Annotated in this window: 15 protein-coding genes and 1 pseudogene; 11 read left to right on the top strand and 5 right to left on the bottom strand. The window is 42.9% G+C overall.

What is annotated here, in order from left to right:
* Positions 1-106: 106 nt before the first annotated feature.
* From NSQ57_RS21475 to NSQ57_RS21440, 8 genes are all read left to right on the top strand, one after another.
* On the top strand, positions 107-301 hold the full coding sequence (locus NSQ57_RS21475; RefSeq protein ID WP_016820419.1) for an H-type small acid-soluble spore protein: 195 nt from the start codon (positions 107-109) through the stop codon (positions 299-301).
* 18 nt (positions 302-319) lie between these two features.
* Positions 320-490 (top strand): hypothetical protein, encoded by a 171-nt coding sequence (locus tag NSQ57_RS21470; RefSeq protein ID WP_013373210.1) that lies wholly within the window; start codon positions 320-322, stop codon positions 488-490.
* Positions 491-742: 252 nt separating this feature from the next.
* Positions 743-1,981, top strand: coding sequence for a sensor histidine kinase (locus NSQ57_RS21465; RefSeq protein WP_209949869.1), 1,239 nt, complete (start codon positions 743-745; stop codon positions 1,979-1,981).
* Positions 1,978-2,628, top strand: coding sequence for a response regulator transcription factor (locus tag NSQ57_RS21460; RefSeq protein WP_069011601.1), 651 nt, complete (start codon positions 1,978-1,980; stop codon positions 2,626-2,628). The genes NSQ57_RS21465 and NSQ57_RS21460 overlap by 4 nt, the downstream gene beginning before the upstream one ends.
* Positions 2,629-2,800: 172 nt before the next feature.
* The gene (locus NSQ57_RS21455; protein ID WP_340933254.1) at positions 2,801-4,222 is read left to right on the top strand and encodes an efflux RND transporter periplasmic adaptor subunit; all 1,422 of its coding nucleotides are present in this window, start codon (positions 2,801-2,803) and stop codon (positions 4,220-4,222) included.
* Positions 4,219-7,329 (top strand): efflux RND transporter permease subunit, encoded by a 3,111-nt coding sequence (locus tag NSQ57_RS21450; RefSeq protein ID WP_342425274.1) that lies wholly within the window; start codon positions 4,219-4,221, stop codon positions 7,327-7,329. Before NSQ57_RS21455 ends, NSQ57_RS21450 begins: the two co-directional genes overlap by 4 nt.
* A 126-nt stretch (positions 7,330-7,455) precedes the next feature.
* Positions 7,456-7,917, top strand: a complete 462-nt coding sequence (locus tag NSQ57_RS21445; protein WP_029519349.1) for a MarR family winged helix-turn-helix transcriptional regulator — start codon at positions 7,456-7,458, stop codon at positions 7,915-7,917.
* A complete protein-coding gene (locus NSQ57_RS21440) occupies positions 7,904-8,941 on the top strand; it encodes a low specificity L-threonine aldolase (protein WP_029519348.1) in 1,038 nt (345 codons plus the stop codon). Before NSQ57_RS21445 ends, NSQ57_RS21440 begins: the two co-directional genes overlap by 14 nt.
* Before the next feature lie 222 nt (positions 8,942-9,163).
* Here NSQ57_RS21440 and NSQ57_RS21435 read toward each other — a convergent pair whose 3' ends face one another.
* The gene (locus NSQ57_RS21435; RefSeq protein ID WP_029519347.1) at positions 9,164-10,003 is read right to left on the bottom strand and encodes an AraC family transcriptional regulator; all 840 of its coding nucleotides are present in this window, start codon (positions 10,001-10,003) and stop codon (positions 9,164-9,166) included.
* A gap of 188 nt (positions 10,004-10,191) precedes the next feature.
* Here NSQ57_RS21435 and NSQ57_RS21430 point away from each other — a divergent pair, with 188 nt between their 5' ends.
* Together NSQ57_RS21430 and NSQ57_RS21425 are read left to right on the top strand one after the other, a co-directional pair.
* The gene (locus tag NSQ57_RS21430) at positions 10,192-13,500 is read left to right on the top strand and encodes a pectinesterase family protein (RefSeq protein ID WP_342425273.1); all 3,309 of its coding nucleotides are present in this window, start codon (positions 10,192-10,194) and stop codon (positions 13,498-13,500) included.
* Positions 13,501-13,691: 191 nt separating this feature from the next.
* Entirely contained in the window at positions 13,692-14,909 is a 1,218-nt protein-coding gene (locus NSQ57_RS21425) for a macrolide family glycosyltransferase (RefSeq protein ID WP_342425272.1), read from the top strand.
* A gap of 8 nt (positions 14,910-14,917) precedes the next feature.
* Here the strand turns inward: NSQ57_RS21425 and NSQ57_RS21420 are convergent, their stop codons facing one another.
* Together NSQ57_RS21420 and NSQ57_RS21415 are read right to left on the bottom strand one after the other, a co-directional pair.
* Positions 14,918-16,144: a sugar efflux transporter gene (locus NSQ57_RS21420; RefSeq protein WP_340933243.1), complete on the bottom strand. Its 1,227-nt coding sequence runs from the start codon at positions 16,142-16,144 to the stop codon at positions 14,918-14,920.
* Between the two features lie 210 nt (positions 16,145-16,354).
* On the bottom strand, positions 16,355-17,128 hold the full coding sequence (locus NSQ57_RS21415; protein ID WP_342425271.1) for an alpha/beta hydrolase: 774 nt from the start codon (positions 17,126-17,128) through the stop codon (positions 16,355-16,357).
* A gap of 182 nt (positions 17,129-17,310) precedes the next feature.
* On the opposite strand from NSQ57_RS21415, the pseudogene NSQ57_RS21410 reads away from it, so the two are divergent.
* A pseudogene (locus tag NSQ57_RS21410) lies at positions 17,311-18,904 on the top strand (alkaline phosphatase family protein).
* Between the two features lie 44 nt (positions 18,905-18,948).
* Here NSQ57_RS21410 and NSQ57_RS21405 read toward each other — a convergent pair.
* Together NSQ57_RS21405 and NSQ57_RS21400 are read right to left on the bottom strand one after the other, a co-directional pair.
* On the bottom strand, positions 18,949-19,740 hold the full coding sequence (locus tag NSQ57_RS21405) for an arsenite methyltransferase (RefSeq protein WP_340933238.1): 792 nt from the start codon (positions 19,738-19,740) through the stop codon (positions 18,949-18,951).
* A 137-nt stretch (positions 19,741-19,877) separates the two neighbouring features.
* Positions 19,878-20,327 carry a MarR family winged helix-turn-helix transcriptional regulator gene (locus tag NSQ57_RS21400; RefSeq protein ID WP_340933236.1) on the bottom strand — a complete coding sequence of 150 codons (450 nt, stop codon included), beginning with the start codon at positions 20,325-20,327 and terminating at the stop codon, positions 19,878-19,880.
* Positions 20,328-20,380 lie beyond the last annotated feature (53 nt).

The raw sequence follows: 20,380 nt of genomic DNA, 5'->3' as shown, positions 1-20,380 counted from the left end.
TCCTTTCAAGATCGTGAAACACATGTTGGCATGAAATATGTATAACAAATATTTACCTCGTGCATAGTAAGGGGGAACTCTACTTAGCAAGGGAGGTTTTTTCTAAGTGAATGTTCAAAGAGCGCAAGAAATAGCGTCTTCTTCCATAATGGCGAATGTGTTGTGTGATGGGCTACCCATTTATATTCAGCATGTGAATGAACAGCGTGAGACGGCACGGATCTATGCGCTGAACAACCCGGAAGAAGAACGGGAAGTACCTTTGTACGCGTTAACAGAACGAGATCAGACCCTTGAATAGAAAGGAGCGACGTGAAAAATGAAACCGAACCAACAGAAAGAGATTGAGGCAGATCGTTTGAACTTTCGTGATCAGACGGATGATGTGGTCAGAGAAGTACCGGCCACAACGGATGCCAGCGAAGCTGTTGCAGCAATGACTTCACATATCAATAAATACGATGTACCAGATGAGTTGGAAGAAGAATAGTAAGTGGTCAAGCGCGCACAGGATAACCTGCTGCGTGCTTTTTATATGACGCATAACTTGGATGGTATCAAACAAAAAGTATTCAATGCCCAAACGTACAAGTGAAGCTGCCCATGTGTACGTTTTTTTCTTTTCGTTTTTTTGTAAAATAATATATAAATGATTTCTGTTCAAACTAAATGGACTAGGCCGTCATAGTGCCATTATCTCTATTAAGTCGAAAAGCCGAATTTAGAATTGTAGGAGGGAATTATGAACGATGAATTCAATGTACAGGTCCAGAATGTAGATCCGGAAATAAGTGAAAGTGAAGGTGAATTTGAGAAGAAAGATATTTCAAAAGTATTAACTATAATATGGATTTTTATAATTTATAGTGAGTCTGTCATTCTTCAACATTTGTCTAGTGGTCTAAATCTGCTGCAAAGTGTCTTATTTACTGTAATCGTCATATTACACATCCTCTTGTACTTGCATGCTCAAAGAGTTGCAAAATATTTTTCATGGGCTTATTTTGTTGTGCAAGGGGGATTGATCTTTTCAAGTGCATTTCTTCTACCTGACAGTTTCTCCATTGTGCTGGTTGGGTTAATGCCAATTTTGGTGGGTCAGAGTATAGGTATTTATTACAAGCCGCTTAAGGTCATTCTTGTATTTTTGATTTCCTATGTACTTTTTTGTGTGGCTGTAGTCTGGCATAATGATGGCAGGCAATTTGTATTGTTCATCCCGCTATTTTTTCTCATTGCAGTTGTTATAGTAGCTTATGCCATTCTTTTTCTCAAACAAGTTCAAGCACGAATCCGAACGCAAAACGTTCTTAAAGAACTTGAAATCGCACATCAAAAGGTCGAAGAACTTACAATCGCTAACGAACGACAACGTATGGCCCGTGATCTTCATGATACGCTGGCGCAGGGACTTGCTGGGCTAATCATGCAACTTGAAGCCATTGATGCTCATCTGACAAAAGGAAGTACGCAAAGAGCTCAGGAGATCGTCCAACAATCGATGTCACAAGTGCGAAGAACATTGTCTGATTCAAGGCGAGCTATAGACAATCTGCGTTCAAAAACCATCTCGGAAGTTGATTTTGCAGAAGCCGTGGAGGAAGAAATACAGCGATTCACAATGGCTACGAGCATTCGTGTAATCCGCAACATCAAAATTAAAGCTTCGGTTCCCAGACTGGTGTTCGAACATGGATTGTTTATTATAAGCGAGTGTTTAACCAACGTAGCAAAGCATTCACATGCGAATACTGTATGGATAAGTATTTTGGATAACGAAGGCAAGATTGAAATCGAGATTCGTGATGATGGAAAAGGATTTGATACGGATATTATTGCCAAGCAAACAGGGCATTACGGAATAATAGGTATACATGAACGTGTACGGATGCTGGGTGGAAAAATAAATATCAACAGTATATTTCAAGAAGGTACGGCTATAAAAATAGAGGCGCCTCTTACTAAAGGAGACCTATTATGAAATACAAGATTTTAATCGTCGATGATCATTGGGTAGTTAGAGAAGGATTAAAGCTGGTGCTGGAGACCCATGACAGCTATGAAGTGATTGGTGAGGCTGGAGAAGGTGTAACGGCTCTTAAATTGATCGAAGAACTTCAGCCGGATGTCATCCTGTTGGATTTATATATGCCGCAAATGAGTGGTTTGGAAACCATGAAGGCCCTCAGAGAAAAACAAAATGAAACGCCAGTCATTATCCTGACGACCTATAACGAAGATGATTTAATGATTAAAGGACTCTCTTTGGGAGCAAAAGGATATTTGTTGAAAGATACCAGTCGGGAAAACCTATTTCGCACGATTGAGTCTGCGCTAAGGGGTGAAACGCTGCTTCAGCCAGAAATAACAGCAAGGGTATTTGCTGCCACGAATAAGAGAGAAGCTGAGGCAAAGTCACATGAAAGAAACTTAGTTCTGACTGATAAGGAAAGACATATATTAAAGTCTGTTGCACATGGTTTTAAAAGTAAGGAAATTGCGTTTGATATGGGAATTTCCGAGCGTACCGTAAAGGCACATTTAACGAATATTTATAACAAGCTTGGTGTTGATTCCAGATCTGAAGCCGTTGCTGTTTCGTTGGAACGTGGTATTTTACAGCTTTAGAAATAATAACTGAAAATATGTTATTTATTTGCCCAGTCGTACATAAGGTGCTTGCCCCTTTGTACGATTTTTTTGTTTGTTCATTGTTATAACATGAAAAAAGGATGAAAAGGTTTACTTGACCCACGGGTTGCTGATAGCACCTTTAGAAGAGAGAATCAGGGAGGATGACATGAAGTTGAAGAAAAAAGGAATTAGGATAATGATTGCAGGGGTTGCATTAGCTATCGTAGCTTCCGGTTGCTCCAGTGCAACGGAGAACTCTGTAACAGAAGCCAGTCACCCGGTGAAAGTGGAGAAACTTGCAATGAAACCTTTGGCCAATGATTTTAATTTGGCGGGGACATTGCAGGCAAGTAATGAGGCCAATGTTTCCTTTGAAGCGGATGGACGTATATTGAGCACTATGGTTGAGGTTGGGGATTCAGTAGAAAAAGGGAGTGTCCTTGCGAAGCTAGATACATCCAATTACCAGTTGCAGCTGGATCGGGCAAAGGCAACCATGGAAAAGGCAAAGGCTGGTGTTAGCCAAGCGGAGGCTTCTGTCCAATCGGCACAGGCGGGCATTCATAGTTCGCAATCCCAGGTCAATGCGGCCCAATCGAAATTGCAGGAATTGAACAATGGCGCCAAAAAGCAGGAGATAGCACAGTCTCAAAATGCGGTTACTGTAGCAACTAATAATTATAACAAGAAGAAAGCGGATGCCGCACGCTCCCAAAGTCTATTCCAGGCAGGTGCGGTATCTTTAACGGAAAATGAGAATGCGCAGCTGGAATTAGCAAACGCACAAAAAAGCTTAAGTGATGCGCAAGAGAAATTGTCTCTTTTGCTTGCAGGGGCATCCCAGGAACAGCGTGCCCAAGCTTCGGCCGGCGTAGATCAGGCCAGAGCAGGGCTGGAATCGGCTAGGGCTACTATACAACAAGGGCTAGCCAGTAAAGCTCAGGCACAGGCTACCTATGAGGATGCATTGGCTGCTTATGAACAGTCATCCTTGTCACTGAAAAAAGCGACTTTAACCTCCCCGATCACTGGTGTTGTGATTGAAAAAAAGATATCTGATGGTCAACTGGGCTCCAGTGGAAGTGAGGCATTTGTTGTCGGAAATATCAAGACTTTAAAAGTACTCCTCCCCGTACCAGACAGTGAAATCTTATCGTGGAAGAAAAACCAAAAAGTTAATATATCTCTCTACGATGAAATGAGAACAGGAACCGTCACCCAGATCTATCCATCGACGAACTCCAAAACGGGAAGCATCAATGTGGAAGTTAGCATTCCCAATCCCGAACTGAATTGGAAGCCTGGTCAAGTCATCAGCGCATCTAAAAGCCTAAATCAAAACGAAGCGCTTTTAGTGCCCGTAGAGGCCGTAATTAGTACGGGAAATGATCCTTATGTCTTTAAAGCTGTAAATGGAAAAGCTGTCAAAACACCGATTAAACTGGGGAAAGTGACTAATAATCAGCTCGAAGTGGTCTCTGGGCTACACGCAGGAGATCAAATCGTTACGCAAGGAGCAGGAACCTTATTTAATGGTGATTTACTTGGGAATGGTGTACCTGGGAAATCGGAGGAGTCGTCCGAATGATTAAATATATCGTTAAAAAGCAAAAAATTACACTCATTTTCTTCGCCATGTGCATTGTGCTAGGGCTCTACAATTTTACATCGTTACCTAAACAGGAGCAGCCTGATGTTATTCCCTTGTCAGCCAGTGTTACAACCATCTATCCAGGCGCTTCACCCGAAAGAATCGAGCAAACCATTACTAAGGTCATGGAACAGAAAATTAAAGCCGTACAAGGTGTCAAAACGATTTCTTCCACTTCATCTAAAGGACAATCTAGTATAATGATAGATGCTTTTGAAGATGCGGACCCGACAAAGGTGTGGGCTGATCTTCGTACAAAGGTACAGGATGCACAGTCTGAGCTTCCAGCAGATGCGATGCAGCCCATTATTAATGATAGCATGACAAGCTCTTTCATTGGTTCATACGCGATTACTTCTGATAAAATTGAGAATTTATACGCGTTAAATGAATTGATGAACAAATGGAAAGATCAATTAAAAACGGTCTCGGGTGTTTCGCAAGTTAATATTCAAGGAATACCAGATCAAGAAGTACGAATTAGTTTAGACACACAAAAGATGCAACAATATAACATCTCCTGGGAGCAGGTTGTTCAAGCAATCAAAAATGAGAATGAAAGAGTTCCTACAGGAAGTATGGATTTCAATGAGCGTACTTATCAGCTGACGGTAAATGCCTCTACCGATCCATCCATTCTAAATAACGTCCAGATTTCAAGCAATGACGATGGATTCCCGATATCTCTGAAGGATGTAGGGACAGCCTCACTTGTTTTTAAAAAAGCGACTAGTTATACGTATGTGAATAACAAGCCTGCTATTTCGATCAGTGTGAGCGGAGATACAGGCACAGACGTGCCAACGGTATCTAAGGCGACTACAGCCAAAATCAATGAACTTGTGAGCGGTTTGCCGAAGAATGTACATTTTGAGCTACTTTTTGCGCAAAATGATCGAGTCGATGAAATGTTTGGAAACCTGACCAAAGAGATGATCATCGCTATTATATCGGTCATTGTTATATGTACATTAGGTTTAAATTTGCTGACTTCTGCATTTGTGGCCTTGGCCATTCCTGTTTCCATCGCCATCGGCTTTATTTTCTTACCCACAACAGGAATCACGCTGAATCAAATTTCAGTCATTGGATTAATTATCGTATTAGGGATATTGGTTGATGATGCCGTCGTGGTCAATGACAACATTGAACGCCGACGCTCTGAATTTGGGGAAGATGCTACGGAGGCGGCCATTAAAGGGACGAAAGAGGTATCCTTATCGATCATTACAGCTACGCTAGCTACGGTTGCGGCATTTGCCCCGCTTTTATTCCTGCCGGGCACTATTGGTGACTTTATTAAACCGATACCTACCGTTATTTCATTAACGATGCTGGCTTCCATGATTATGTCGTTAACAATTATTCCTATTTTCCGTCAATGGTACGATCAACGTCGTAAAGGTAAAGAGAGTAGTAAAACAGTTAAGCCACCTGGACTTCTGGGGAATCAAATACAATCTCTATCCAATGTGTATTCTAAAAACTGGATGCCTAGAATACTGCGACGTCCACTGTTAACAGCGCTTATTGGTCTTATGATGGGTACAGCAGCTTATGGACTACTTGCTGTTGTTCCCATTGAATTATTTCCGGATTCCGATCAAGCGGATGCCACGATTAGCGTAACGATGCCAGAAGGAACGTCGTTGCAGGCAACCAATCAAGTTGTAAACGAGATTGGGAGCTGGGTCAAAAAACAGCCAGAAACAGAGCGGCTGGCGGCAACGGCAGGTGGAGGAGCGCCTCAGCTGTATAGTGATGTTGCAGGCGGTCATGGCTCTGGGGGAGCGGTCAACGGCCAAATTGCTGTCGTTGGAAAAGAGGGGATATTTGATCTCAAAAAAACAGTAGATAACTGGACCCATACGCTACAAGCTAAATATCCATCTGCATTAATCAGCATTCGTGTTCCCCAATTAGGTATTCCGGTCGGCAGTGCGGTGTCTATCCGTATTAAAGGAGAAGATATTGATAAGCTGCAAAACATGACAACTAAAGTCAAAGAAATGGTTGCGGGGACCCCCGGAGCTGTAGATGTGACCGATAATATGGGTATGCAAAGCTATAATCTGAATTTCCAAATCAATCAGCAAGCCTTGGATAAATATCAGGTTAGTTATTCCGATTTAACGCGTACTTTGCTATTAATGGGTGACGGGGTGAATGTAACGGATTTTGATACGGGTAAGGAATTGCTTGATGTCAATATATACATGAACAAACCAAACCAAGATCCTGAGGTATTATTCCAACAATTAAGTGTGAACAATGCGGCACGGGAGCAAATACCTTTATCCCAATTAGCCACGATGAAACCGGACTTTTCCATCCAACAAATCCACCGTTATGATCTGGAACGGACGGTAACGATCTCAGCCAATGGTAACGGGCGTACGGCTACAGAACTCACTAATGATATCCGTAGCAAACTTACAAATACCCAGTTTGAACCAGGCTACACCTGGGAGATGGGAGGGGAAACATCTGCGCAGTCTGATATGTTTAAGGACTTGGGCAAATTAGCTGTTATTGTTATTTTCCTTATTCTCCTCTTGATCACCATGCAGTTTTACTCGGTGTCCACACCACTCATTATTATGACTACCGTTTATCTGGCAGCGGCAGGGGGAATCCTTGGAAGTTTTATTTCAGGGATGCCCATTGGATTCATGAGTATTATGGGGATCATTTCACTTGCTGGTATCGTCGTGCGTAACGGTATCGTGTTGATAGAGTTTATTGAAGATGCACGGCGTGAAGGCGCTGATTTAACAGACGCCATTCTAATGGCATGCTCTGCCCGTTTCCGTCCGATCTTGCTTACTTCGCTAACTGCGATTGTGGGTATGATTCCTATTGCCACAATAGGGGAGATCTTGTTCAAACCGTTGGCAACAACCATTATTTTCGGACTGATTTTTTCAACTATTTTAACATTGTTTGTAGTTCCGACGCTGTATATGGTCGTAGCTCATCTGAAGCTGAAACGGAAGCATAAGAAGCAAAAGGCTATAAATAGCGATAGTTCATTGAACTTGTAGGTAAATATATAATACAGGATCGTACATTAGGCGAGAGTCTTAATGTACGGTTTTTTTATTTCATTGACATAGTCCACAAAAATCTTTACTATAATTGTTGCAAAAGTCCACTAAATAGGGGGAGTTATGGTCAATATAGATGCTAATATCATAGCGGATATGAGGCGTTTTAATCGGTTCTATACGAATATACTGGGTGTTTTGGATAGACATGTGCTGGATAGCGGATATTCCTTTACCGAGGCCCGTGTCATTATAGAGATCGGGTTGATCGAGCCATGTATAGCGAATACTTTAGTCGAATCTCTTAAAATTGATCGCAGCTATATGAGTAGGATCATTGCTAAATTTTGCAAAGAGGGCTTTCTTGTTAAGGAAAATTCAACGTTGGATAATAGAACAAATCTGATTCGTTTGACTCCTAAAGGAAAGGCGTTCTTTAACCAACTGAATGAAAGGTCTGATGAACAAATTCTAAAATTAGTTCAAGGACTCTCAGAAGAAGAGATAAAAGAATTACATGCTTCTATGTTGTTAATTCAGAAGAAATTGGATAATTTGGAGAGGATACAGAATGATACGATTTGAATGCGACTATACCGAAGGTGCCCATGAGCGCATATTAAAGCGACTACTGGAGACGAATGATGAACAAACTCCAGGTTATGGTGTGGATGATCATTGTGAAAAAGCTAGAGCATATATTAAAGAAGCATGTGACTCCCCAAATGCGGATGTACACTTTTTGGTTGGAGGTACACAGACCAATACCACCGTCATTTCTTCTATTCTGCGTCCGCATCAAGGCGTCGTTGCTGCAGTTTCTGGACATGTGGCCGTTCATGAAACCGGAGCGATTGAAGCTGTTGGACATAAAATACTTACTTTGCCAAGCGGAGATGGGAAGATCCGGGCCGAGCAGGTACAAGATTTGTATGACGCTCACTGGAATGATGCCGCTCCTGAGCATAGTGTACAGCCCGGGATGGTTTATATTTCCCAACCTACTGAGAATGGAACGATCTATAGCAAAGCAGAGCTGGAAGCATTAAGTAGAGTCTGTCAAGAATGTGGTTTACCACTGTTCATAGATGGAGCCCGATTGGGCTATGGCTTGGTGGCCGAAGATAGCGATGCATCTTTAGCGGATATAGCACAGCTTTGCGATGTGTTTTATATTGGCGGGACAAAAATTGGAGCATTGATGGGAGAAGCCGTAGTCATTCTAAATGATACATTGAAAAAAGATTTCCGATATATGATCAAGCAAAAAGGGGGGCTGCTGGCTAAGGGAAGAATGTTGGGCATTCAATTCGAAACTTTGTTTGAAGACGGTTTATACGTTGAAATTTCCAAACACGCTATAGATATGGCAATGCTGCTTCAAAACGGATTATCTGAGCAAGGTTTTTCTTTTCAATACCGTTCTACAACCAATCAGCAGTTTCCGATTTTACCAGATCGTATACTAAAGGCATTGAGTGAAAAATATACTTACTCCTTTTGGGAAAAGGTTGATGATACACATAGTGCAGTTCGATTCTGTACCAGTTGGGCTACGAAGAAAGAAAATGTTGAATTGCTGATTCAGGATATTAAAGCATTGCAATAATGGTCATGGAAAGAGTAATTTATAATTTTAAAGATGTAAAATGACTATGTAATAGCCATACTTCGGTGCACGCATTGCAGCGAAGTATGGTTTTTTTGTGCATTTTACTTATTCCAACGCGGCTTGTATTTAGTTCCATGAAAGAGCAAGTGGATATAAAAATGGAAAAACAAGACAAGAGCGGAGGTATAAAATTGGTGTCTAATTCTTTACACTGAATATCTACCGAACCTGCTTGCGGTACTGAAGAGGAGAGAGCCCAGTTATTTTTTTAAAGATTTTATTAAAGTGGGAAGCATGACCGAACCCGACATCCTCTGCAATATGCTGGATTTTGTCTTTGGTGGTTCGAAGTCTGGTTTGGGCCGCCCTGACCCGCACTACGCGGATGTATTCGCTGAAATGAAAACCAGTCAACTTTAGAAAGATACGGCTTAGGTAAGCTGGACTAATGAAAAAGCAGGCAGCCACTTGTTCGAGAGTTAACGGTTCATTGTAATGATCCTGAATAAAAGAAGAAATTTCCGTGATTTTCTGATGCATGGGATGAGAGGAGACAGGTTCACTACGCTCGATTGCTTCCGATCGGTGCACCAGGATAAGCATTTCCAGCAGTAAATGCTGTACGCAACGGTCATGCAGAGGCTGCTTATTCCTGCATTCGGTATTCATCTGTAGGAATAAACGTTCAACCTCCACTTGCTCTCTCGCAGGTAAGCGAAGTAACGCGGATTGCTGGTATGGCGGCAGGTCAAGAATGTCATGATCCTGCTGTGGGAGAAACGTCGGAGAAAAATGAATCAAAATGCGCTCTGTTTCCTGCAATTGCGTACTGGCGGTAGAGTGCAAGTCGTGAGGAAGGATGAATATCAGATCCCCCTTGCGAGCGGTGTATACCTTGCCATTCATAAAATAGATGCGTTCGCCTCGCAGTAAAAGATACAGCTCATAGTTCTCGTGGACATGAGGCCGGGGCATAACTGTGAAACCGGTACGATAGATGTGATGAATGGAGAATTGTTGTTCGCCAATGACATATTTATCTTCTTTCACTTCATTCATGTGCTTCTTCCTTTACAAATTAAGATAAGTAAGCGCATTCATACATCAACAGTATATATGACAACCTGCCAATGATAAAAGCAGAAAAGATTGATGAAAGGAGGTGAAGGCGCTTCTGAACGTCTCGGATCGTGTTTTTATAAAAATATGCGCTGATGTGGAAGAAAATCTTAGGGAGGAAACAGAATATGAGCAAGCAGCGTACGTGGAAAAAGGTGCTATGTAACGTGGTTGTGGGTTCATTGTTGTTGACCTTGTGCCCGCCACTAATCCAAGCGGAGACTGCGGTAGGAACAGAGAACGCAAAGGGGGCAAAAGTGGCGACGGATATTCCGGCGTTTCCTGGGGCTGAGGGTGGCGGTAAATATGTTACCGGTGGACGCGGAGGTGAAGTGTATGAGGTTACCACGCTGGCAGACTACGGCAAAGGGGAGCAGATCATTCCCGGATCTTTTCGCGCAGCGGTCAGCTCCGATAATCGGACGGTCGTATTCCGGGTGGGTGGAACGATTCATCTCAAGGAGCCACTTAAGATCTTGGGAAACAATCTGACGGTTGCGGGTCAGACAGCTCCTGGCGACGGTATAACTGTAAGCGATTACACAACAGGGATTGAAGCAGATAACGTCATTCTCCGTTACCTGCGTTTCCGATTGACCGACCGTTACCCCAGTGAGGATGACGCATTGGGAGCCAGATACCATAAAAACATAATGATTGATCACTGTTCCTTTAGCTGGTCGGTGGATGAGGTACTGAGCCTGTATGACAACGTCAATACAACGGTACAATGGTCCATTGCGTCCGAAAGTATGCTAATGACTACGCACCAGAAAGGTCGCCACGGCTATGGCGGCATATGGGGTGGACGAAATTCCACCTATCATCATAACTTGTTGGCTCACAATGCAAGCCGTAATCCGCGTTTTCCAACCGATAAAAAACAAATCGACGCTGTGGAAATGACCAATAATGTCATTTATAACTGGGGATTTTTCTCCTCATACGGCGGTGGTGAAGGATCGTATAATGTGCTAAATAACTATTATAAGTATGGCCCTAACACATATGAGGGCGTTCGCGGTCAAATTTTTGTAGACGTGGGTAGTAAAAAATATAAAACACGCATCTTTATTGGTGGTAACTATATGTACGGCAATGACTCGGTTACGAAAGACAACTGGCAGCTTGGCACATCCATTGGGTCCATTATTGATCCGTCCACCCGTTTGGCGGAGCCGATTGAAGTCAGAGGGGAATACGACAACGGAATCTCACCCGATGCGTACGGTCCATATCAAGCGACAGATGCACAAACCGCATATACGGAGGTGCTTGCCGGCTCAGGAGCCACGCTGCCAAGAAGAGATGCGGTGGACGCCCGAATTATGAATGATGTGAAGAATGGAACGGGTGCATTTATTAACTCTCCGCGTGAAGCAGGGTGGATTTATGACGATTCTAACGTAACGACGACGGAGCTTTCTGACAGTGACCATGATGGAATGCCGGATGAATGGGAACGTGCCCATGGGCTGGACCCCAATAATGCAGATGATCGTAACGGTCAGGGGCTTGCCGGCACAGGGGCGTATGCTCATTTTGCCAAGGGTTATACGAATCTGGAGGTCTATTTAAATGATCTTATTGAGAAGCTGTCGAATGGAAATGAGGTGAATAATCCAGAGGCTGTCGTTCAGGTGTCGGATGCAAACGGACGTTCACTAAAGCATAACGATATTTTGGAAGCAGGCCGGGATGCGACCATAACAGCAACAGCCAAGGACAAAGATGGTATTGCTCATGTTGAATTTATCATTGACGGCAAACTCGCTGGAAAAGTAGAGACTGCGCCTTATCAAATGAATTGGAACCATGTGACGGACGGGACCCATTACATTGTTGCACGGGTAACAGATCACAAAGGGACTGCCGTATTTTCCAATCCTATCACCATCCACGTTAACACGACTGCACCAACAGGAAGCTGGCTCAGCGAGGAGGTTGGCTCTGAGGGCCACAGTGGTTATATAAAAGGGCATACTCAGGTCTTAAAAGAAGATGCAAGCGGCAGCAGTATAAGACTGAAGTCAGCGGGAGACGTTGACGGTAAGGCAGATATTTTCCATTATGCTTATCAAAAATGGGAAGGTGACACTGAAATTACAGCCCGTGTGGAACATATTACCCCAGTGGATGATAATGCCGAAGCGGGTGTAATGATTCGTGAATCGTTGAAGCCTGGATCAAAAATGGCTTTTATGTCTTTAGCATTTGTTAAATATGGCAAACAGGGTATTCTTATCAGTCGTGATCAAACGGAGGGTAAGACGAAACGTGCGTCAATGGAGACGTTTATTACAGCGCCATATTCGGTTCGTCTGGTACGACAAGGACCAAAGGTTACCGGCTGGGTGTCCGCAGATGGTGTGACGAACTGGGAGAAGGTTGGTGAAACGGTTATAGATGTGCCGGATCATCAACCGCTATTGTTCGGGTTGGCTACTGATGCATCCAAACCACAAAACGATGTATGGAATTACAATACGTCGGAATTCAGCCATGTCACCATCCGCAACCTGACAGACTCAGGAGGAACTCGTCCTACTAGTGTGGTGGTAGCGACCTATGGTCCTGCTGACTTTACATCTCTCCAGGCAGCTATTGACGCAGTCCCTGACGACAGCAATACAAGGACAGTTATCCATCTCAAAAACGGTACGTATCGTGAGAAAATAAAGGTGAATTCCTCTAAGAAAAACCTGAGTATTATCGGAGAAGATCGGGATAAAACGATCATTGCTTTTGATGATACGGCCAAAACCGTGGTGGATGGAAAAGAATTAGGAACAAGCAACAGCTATACCATGCGTGTGCAAAGTCCTGATTTTGTGTTGGAGAATGTCACGGTTGCCAATACAGAAGGAACCGGGCAGGTGCAGGCTGTAGCGTTATATGCCGAAGGCGATCGTGGTAAGTATCACAATGTCAAAATTACCGGCCTACAGGATACGTTGCTTGTGAACCGTGGCAGACAGTATTTCAAGGACAGCTACATCAGTGGCAGTGTAGATTTTATATTTGGCAATGCACCCGCTGTGTTTGATAATTCGATCATACACAGCCTGCGTGCCGGATATGTGACAGCAGCTTCAACAGAAGAGAACAAGCCGGGCTTTGTATTTATTCAATGTCGTCTGACAACAGAAAATGGCTTGACAGGCAAGGTGGATCTCGGACGGCCATGGCGCCCTTACGCTCATGTTACTTTTTTGAAGACCTATATGGATGACCATATCAAGCCGGGCGGCTGGAATAATTGGGGCAAGGAATCCAATGAGCAGACCGCAAGATTTGGAGAGTTTGATAACTTTGGACCAGGTGCAGGAAGTAGCGAACGTGTACCTTGGGCCAAACAGCTTACTGCCGATGAAGCAAGCCAGTACACCGTTGAAGCTGTTCTGAGTGGACCAGATCATTGGGATTGGCGTCTTTAAATTTGATGTTCAGTGGTTAAGCGGGGCAAGCGCTTCTAGCGTTCAGCCTCGCTTATTTCTATCGTTTGAGTGGAGGATACATATTTAATTTTTAGGTATTGAAAATACTTGTTTATATGGTAAATGTTTGCTATGTTAAAAGTGCATTTATTTCAAATTGTAATTTATTTTTGATTTTGGAGGTGTAACGTATGGCACGTGTGTTAGTAGTGATCACGCCTGCTGAAGGCCATGTTAATCCGACACTAGGATTAGTGAAAAGGTTGGTAGACAATGGGGAGGATGTTGACTATGTGTGTACGGAAGAATATCGTACGAGAATTCAACAGACAGGAGCACAGATGATCACCTACCCTTTTGTGGATGATGCTTTTTCCAAAGACTCTGATTTAAAGCCAGCAGAATACAAACATCATTATCAATTTGTATACATGATGGTAAAAGGTATGATTCTTCCGATTATTCCAGAGGTTTTGAGAGTTATTGAAAACAGAACTTATGATTATTTAATCTATGATTCTTTGATGGGTTGGGGAGGCACGATTATTGCTGAGAAGCTAGGAATCCCTGCTGTGTGCTCTATCGCTTCTTTTGCTTTCGTAGAGCCATTGGGATCGGGGCAAGGCATGAATGACAATGATCCGGAGGTAAAAAAGTTATACACGGCTACGATGCAAATAACGCATCAACTGGCTAATGAGCTTCAGGTTGACGCTCCGGCTATAGAAGAGATTGCTCCTCATGGTGGACGCTTAAGAATCGTTTATACAAGCCGCTATTTTCAACCGCAAGCCGAGAAACTGGATCACAGTTTTATTTTTACAGGTCCTTCTATTGTACCGCGTAAAGATGCTCCTTCCTTCCCGTTCGAACAACTTCGTGTTCTGCATCCACAGGCGGTGTACATTTCAATGGGTACTATTTTGAATAAAGACTTGGAATTTTATAAGCTTTGTTTTGCAGCATTTCGCGATTTGCCTGTGCAGTTTGTGCTGTCTTCAGGCAATTATACAGACATGGAGCCATTGGCCTCGTGTATCCCTGACAATTTTATAATCAAGCCTTATATTCCGCAATTGGAAATGCTTCAGCATGTGGACGCTTTTGTTACACATGCGGGGATGAACAGTACAAGTGAAGCTCTGTATTACAATGTGCCGCAGGTCATGATTCCTTTAACATCGGATCAGCCCATCGTAGCTAGTCGGGTGCAGGAACTGGGAGCAGGTGTTGTTGTGGATAAAAATGAGCTTACACCCGCTAGTTTGAGAGCTGCCTTATTAGAGGTATTGAGTCATCCAACCTATAAAGAACAGGCTCATGTGATTGGCGAATCATTACGCCAGGCTGGTGGGTACAGTCATGCGGCAGATACAATCATGAGCCATTTCTCCACCATAGAAAAATAAGCGGCAGTCTATATACTGTGATTCCTTTCTTTTAAAGTAGCAGATTTTTCAAACTCTAGTTTCTTTGAAATCGCCAGAAGACCAAGGGAGCAGATGATTAGGGCCAAACATACCCAATAGGTATTTCGGTAACCAATCCATTGAGCGGTTAATCCGCCCATCAAGCTCCCCACCAGTCTTCCGATGGTTGTCGCATTGGAATATAGCGTCGATGCGTACCCTGGAAGAGAGGGCAACAAATCCTGCATGTAACTAATGCCAATGGCAGAAATCACTGCAACAAAGAAGGCTAGAAGAAGCTGCCCCACGAATAGCTGCCACATCTCCGTAGACATAAGGACAAGGAGATAATAGACAACTCCTGTTAATGCCCCTAAAAATATAAGCAAACGGTTGGAGTATTTAGCTGCTAGTACGCCTAACATGAGCATCAAGGGTATTTCTACAATTGCGCAAATACTGGATACTAGAGCAACGTCACTCGTGTCGCCTTGTAAATTGTGAATGATGAACAAGGAAATATTCAAATTATTCATCCAGTGAGACGTATAGAGCAGAGTAAGAACGGAAAAGGGAATCAGAATCTCAATATTTTTATGTAATGTAATGTGATGAAGTGAAAGTTGATTGTTATGTTTAAGTTGAGCGGGAGGCTGCTTGATAAAAAAGAATAGAAGCACAGCAATGAGAACAAAAATAGAGGTCGTTCCCATAAAGATACCCTTAAAGCCCGTATGTGCAATCAAAAAGGAACCAAAAAGCGGCCCGGTAATAAAGCCAAGAGAAAACATAGACCGAAGCGTTGAATTAGCAAAGGCGTGATCCGCAGATTTACTGCGATTTACTGCTTCACGTGCACTGGCAAATAACTGCGGCATCCCAGGAGCACCAATGGCCGTAAAGATCGTCATATAAACAAAAAGCACATAAAAATTTTGGATTACAAGATATCCTGCAAAGGCTACGGCATTAAATAACGTACAAATCACCAAAATTTGTTTGCGATCTAATCCGGTATCAGAACGTTTGGCAATCAGAGAGCTTATCCATATGCCACAAATCAAACTCACCGCTGTAAACACACCAAAGGTTCCTACAGATACGCCAAGTGTACTTGTAAAATATACAGCTAAAAAAGGTGCGCTGATGGATATAGCCATGCCTTGCAATAACATGCAGATCATGAACAATGGGTAGTTAGGTATAACAAAAAGATTTTGAATACGCTTTAGCATTTCATTTTTACACCCCTTCAGATTTAGAAGCAGAATAATACATACCTATCCCATCTAAACTATATATGAACTTAGCATAATTTGTATATTTACATGGTGTAAAATATTATATAATTTTTTTCACTTATTTGAGTAGGTCATATACAGGCAAAGATACAGTATCAGGATGGGGGTGTAGATGTGTATACGATTTTCCCCGTAGGATGTGCCTTAAAGGCTAAAGCGGTTTACAAACTGCTTGATCAGTTCATTCAATGATCCGGCGGCCTTCGTAGGAAGGCGATGATCAGCTTTCTTAAGGAAAACCAGCTCACTATTTCGTAATTGTTGATGCAATATTTTGGCATAGGGATGAAAGTGCTTATCTTCTGCACCGTAAACAAGCAGGACGGGAAGCTGGATTTCCCCGAGTCGTGAGGTGCAGTTGTACTTCAAGCTGTATCGATAATATTGCTCGACATTCCTGGGATTTCCCTGCTTCGCATCGCTGAATAACTTACGGAACAAAGATAGCTGTTTCGTTTGTGACCAAGCAATAGAAAGGGCAAGTGTACCGACTGCGCCGATTTTGGAAAGAGCAATGCCCAAAGAAATTTTGTTTCTTAGTCGCCCTTCGTTTACTTCTGACATTCCACTGATAACAATGCCTCCCCATGCCCGATCTGGATAAGTCAAGAGGAATTCAAGTACTATCGAGCCTCCGGTAGAATATCCACACAGAAATACTTTATCAAGGCTCATCCGGTCCATCAAATGTTTAATATCCTTGACAATGAGAGGATAAGTAACCGTCTGTTCGGAAGGCTGACTTTTACCGTGTCCTCTGATGTCAAAAGCTATAGTTCGAAAATGGGGCGATAGCCCTTGGATTTGGTATGTGAAATTTAAGCTTGTGAGTACCGGAGGGTGAATGAATAGGATGGCGATTCCCTCTCCGGAATCCATATAATGCATGGAGTATTCGCTTATGTTTGTAGTAGTCATCGTTAGGTACCTCCCTGAATGGTTATGTTCTTAAATTTGACCTATTAGATCAAAACCATTCAGGGAGGTATAACTTTATTTGCATGAGATACTCTTTTTCCCGATGATCCAATGCAGGAATAATTTTTTTAGTACAAGAAAAAAATAAGAGGATCAAGTTTTTCTAAGAAAGGGACACATACATGGGCATGAAAAATAAAGTTACCATAGCACTAGTGCTAGGTTTATTGTTGTTGGTCTTGGGGTGTAGAGCGGACTCCAGTCAACAGCTAAAACAACAAAGTGTGAAGCCACCTATCACAGTAAATCAAATGGGCAAAAAACCTGTCATTGTGATCTTGATTGATTCTTTAATGGATAAGCCTTTGCAAGATGCAATTCAAGAAGGCCGTGCACCCGCAATGCAATATCTCCTTCATCAAGGGCAATATTTTCCGCATGTCGTGAGTTCATTTCCCACGATGTCTGTGACAATCGACAGCACATTATTAACGGGAACGTATGCAGACCAACATCATGTGCCCGGACTCGTTTGGTACAGCAACCAAAAGAAACGCATGATTCTCTACGGCAATGGTGCCAAAGAAGCCTTAAAGATAGACCAACTACAAGTATTCTTAGACGCAATTTACCAATTAAACCAAGTCCATTTGAACAAAAAAACGAAAACCATACATGAGGAATTGGCTGACAAAGGAAAAGAATCCGCGTCCATCAATGCTATTGTCTTTAGAGGGAAAACGAAACATGCCTTAAAAGTGCCTGACTTCATAGCGAATAGCAACAGGGTGCCAGAAAAAATGATAGTAACAGGGCCTAAATGGTTATCTTATGCAGCTCTGGCACAATTGAATCCGAAAAATAACTGGAATACTCCTTTGTGGAAATAAATTTGGGATGAACGATGAATTTTCCGCAAAAGATGCCGCTTTTCTAATCAGCCAGAAGAAACTTCCAGACGTAACCATCACATACTTTCCTGAGAATGATAATTTGGCGCATAGAAAGGGCCCGACTCAACTGAAGGGAATCGAAAAAGCAGATCAAGCACTGCAAACTGTGTTGAACGCATATGGTTCTTGGGAACAGGCTGTAAACAATGCGATATGGATTGTCATGGGTGACAGTGGACAAAGTGCGGTTTATGATGATCGACAGGCAGCAACGGTTGATATAAGGCCTCTTTTGAATCATTACCGCATTGCAAAATTAAATCAACCCGTAAGAACTGAAGACCAAATCGTGATTGCCGCTAATGAACGAATGGCGTATATCTATGCGATTAACGATAACGTGGAGTTGTCTGACGTGGTGAAGTTTTTACAAAATGAGGACAAGCTCGACATTATCGCTATGAAAGATGGTAAAAACAATATTCATGTTACAAAGGGGAAAACGGGTAAGCTATTTTCTTATCATCCCGGTGGAAAATTCATTGATGAATATGGACAATCGTGGACCTTGTCGGGCGAAGAGGACCTTGTGGATATTAAGGTGAATAACAACCGGATCAAGTATGGAAAATATCCAGACGTTTTGGCGAGGTTACACGGGGCAATGAATTCACATGAAGGAAGATATGTTGTCGTCACGGTCCAACCCGGATATGAACTCGTCGGTGAAAGTTCTCCCACCCACATCGGTGGAGGTGCTCATGGATCGCTGCATGAAAAGGATTCCCTTGTCCCATTAATTATTTCCGGAACGAATACACGCCCCAAAACACTGCGAATCGTTGATATAAAAGACTGGATTCTGCAATTGGTGAACGGCTGAGGGGGATCGCCAATATAGCAATGTTCCCCTTAGCACATTGATTTTTAAGCTTTGGTGGCTTTTATAACGGCGGAAACAATGTAATCATCCACGTTTGCACCAGGCATCCAATCCTTGATAAATGATTTGGATTCATCTTTAGGTTCGATACTAATGCTCGTAAATCCACTTTGCTGCAGCATAGATTCTACTTCTTCCAACGAAGAGGCCCCGGATATACAGCCGGAATACAGCTCATCCAGATCGTTTTTTATTTCAGGAGGGAGTTCTGTAGTCGTAATGATATCAGAGATCGCCAATCTGCCGCCGGATTGCAGAACACGAAAGGCTTCGTGAAAGACCTGCTGTTTATCTGGTGAAAGGTTAATCACGCAGTTGGAGATGATCACATCCACTGTGCGATCCGCTACCGGAAGGTGTTCGATTTCTCCTAGACGAAAGTCAGTGTTTGTAAATTTTCCTTTGAGGGCATTACTCCGGGCGCGGCTGACCATATCTGGCGTCATATCAACTCCGATCACTTTGCCAGTGTCCCCTACTTGGCGGGAAGCCAAAAAACAGTCAAATCCGCCGCCGCTGCCCAGATCTAGGACGACTTCTCCGGCTTTCAATTCTGCAATGGCCTGCGGGTTACCACAGCCAAGTCCGAGATTTGCTCCTTGAGGCACAGCTGTTATTTCCTGGGTGGAATAACCCATTTGGGATGAGAGGCTATCCGCATCTGACGGAGATCCACAGCAGTTGCCTACTGCGGGGGGATTGACTTCCTTAACAGCAATCTGTTGGTAATGGTTCCGTACATTTTGGCGGATTTCATCATTAGTAAGTTTATTCATATTCACTACTCCTTTAGGTCGGATAGGTAGAACGAAACTTGAACGACTCTCTACGTTTTAGTCAGCAGGAAGGCGTACAGCAGATAGAGGTTTAGTAGATTAATAAAATTGTAATTTGCAAATACTCAAGGGGAGTATTATCCTCTTACCGGAAAACAACATTTACTGGATTGGGCCATGGCAGCGTTAAAGAGTTTCACAGATCGTATCACGGTTTCTTTTTCAAAATCAGATAAAAACGAAAAGACCTCGTTCAAGTACTCGTTCATTTGTGCGTCAATAGTAGTCGCTACATATTTACCTTCCACGGTAAGAGACAGGGTATAGACTCTACGATCGCTAGGGTCCGGCGTTTTCTCAACCAGATTCATCTTGGTCAAGCTCAGAACCTGTCTGCTAAACGTAGTGATATCTGTTCCAAGGGTTTCAGCAATTTGCTGCATGGAAGGTTTATGCTGACGGTCAATTTCATAAAGAATATGACTTTGAACCGGAGAAATATCATGCCCACCCACGGTACAACAGTTTTTGTTCAGTAAACCTAACCGACGGGTCATGTTTTGGAATAATTCTCGTGTATTTTCCATTTATGTTTCACCTCATGCCTTATTTATACGTTATTAATTTGCAAATTGCAAGT

It is taken from the genome of Paenibacillus sp. FSL L8-0502 (genome assembly GCF_038593055.1).
In the GTDB taxonomy this organism is placed as follows: Bacteria; Bacillota; Bacilli; order Paenibacillales; family Paenibacillaceae; genus Paenibacillus; species Paenibacillus polymyxa_D.
The sequence above is the reverse complement of the archived record's forward strand: the minus strand, read 5'-3'. Positions and strand labels throughout refer to the sequence as shown.

Coding starts and splice junctions, on each gene's coding strand:
- NSQ57_RS21470 (WP_013373210.1), top strand. CDS start 320: ATGAAACCGAACCAACAGAAAGAGATTGAGGCAGATCGTTTGAACTTT.
- NSQ57_RS21465 (WP_209949869.1), top strand. CDS start 743: ATGAACGATGAATTCAATGTACAGGTCCAGAATGTAGATCCGGAAATA.
- NSQ57_RS21460 (WP_069011601.1), top strand. CDS start 1,978: ATGAAATACAAGATTTTAATCGTCGATGATCATTGGGTAGTTAGAGAA.
- NSQ57_RS21455 (WP_340933254.1), top strand. CDS start 2,801: ATGAAGTTGAAGAAAAAAGGAATTAGGATAATGATTGCAGGGGTTGCA.
- NSQ57_RS21450 (WP_342425274.1), top strand. CDS start 4,219: ATGATTAAATATATCGTTAAAAAGCAAAAAATTACACTCATTTTCTTC.
- NSQ57_RS21445 (WP_029519349.1), top strand. CDS start 7,456: ATGGTCAATATAGATGCTAATATCATAGCGGATATGAGGCGTTTTAAT.
- NSQ57_RS21440 (WP_029519348.1), top strand. CDS start 7,904: ATGATACGATTTGAATGCGACTATACCGAAGGTGCCCATGAGCGCATA.
- NSQ57_RS21435 (WP_029519347.1), bottom strand. CDS start 10,003: ATGAATGAAGTGAAAGAAGATAAATATGTCATTGGCGAACAACAATTC.
- NSQ57_RS21430 (WP_342425273.1), top strand. CDS start 10,192: ATGAGCAAGCAGCGTACGTGGAAAAAGGTGCTATGTAACGTGGTTGTG.
- NSQ57_RS21425 (WP_342425272.1), top strand. CDS start 13,692: ATGGCACGTGTGTTAGTAGTGATCACGCCTGCTGAAGGCCATGTTAAT.
- NSQ57_RS21420 (WP_340933243.1), bottom strand. CDS start 16,144: ATGCTAAAGCGTATTCAAAATCTTTTTGTTATACCTAACTACCCATTG.
- NSQ57_RS21415 (WP_342425271.1), bottom strand. CDS start 17,128: ATGACTACTACAAACATAAGCGAATACTCCATGCATTATATGGATTCC.
- NSQ57_RS21405 (WP_340933238.1), bottom strand. CDS start 19,740: ATGAATAAACTTACTAATGATGAAATCCGCCAAAATGTACGGAACCAT.
- NSQ57_RS21400 (WP_340933236.1), bottom strand. CDS start 20,327: ATGGAAAATACACGAGAATTATTCCAAAACATGACCCGTCGGTTAGGT.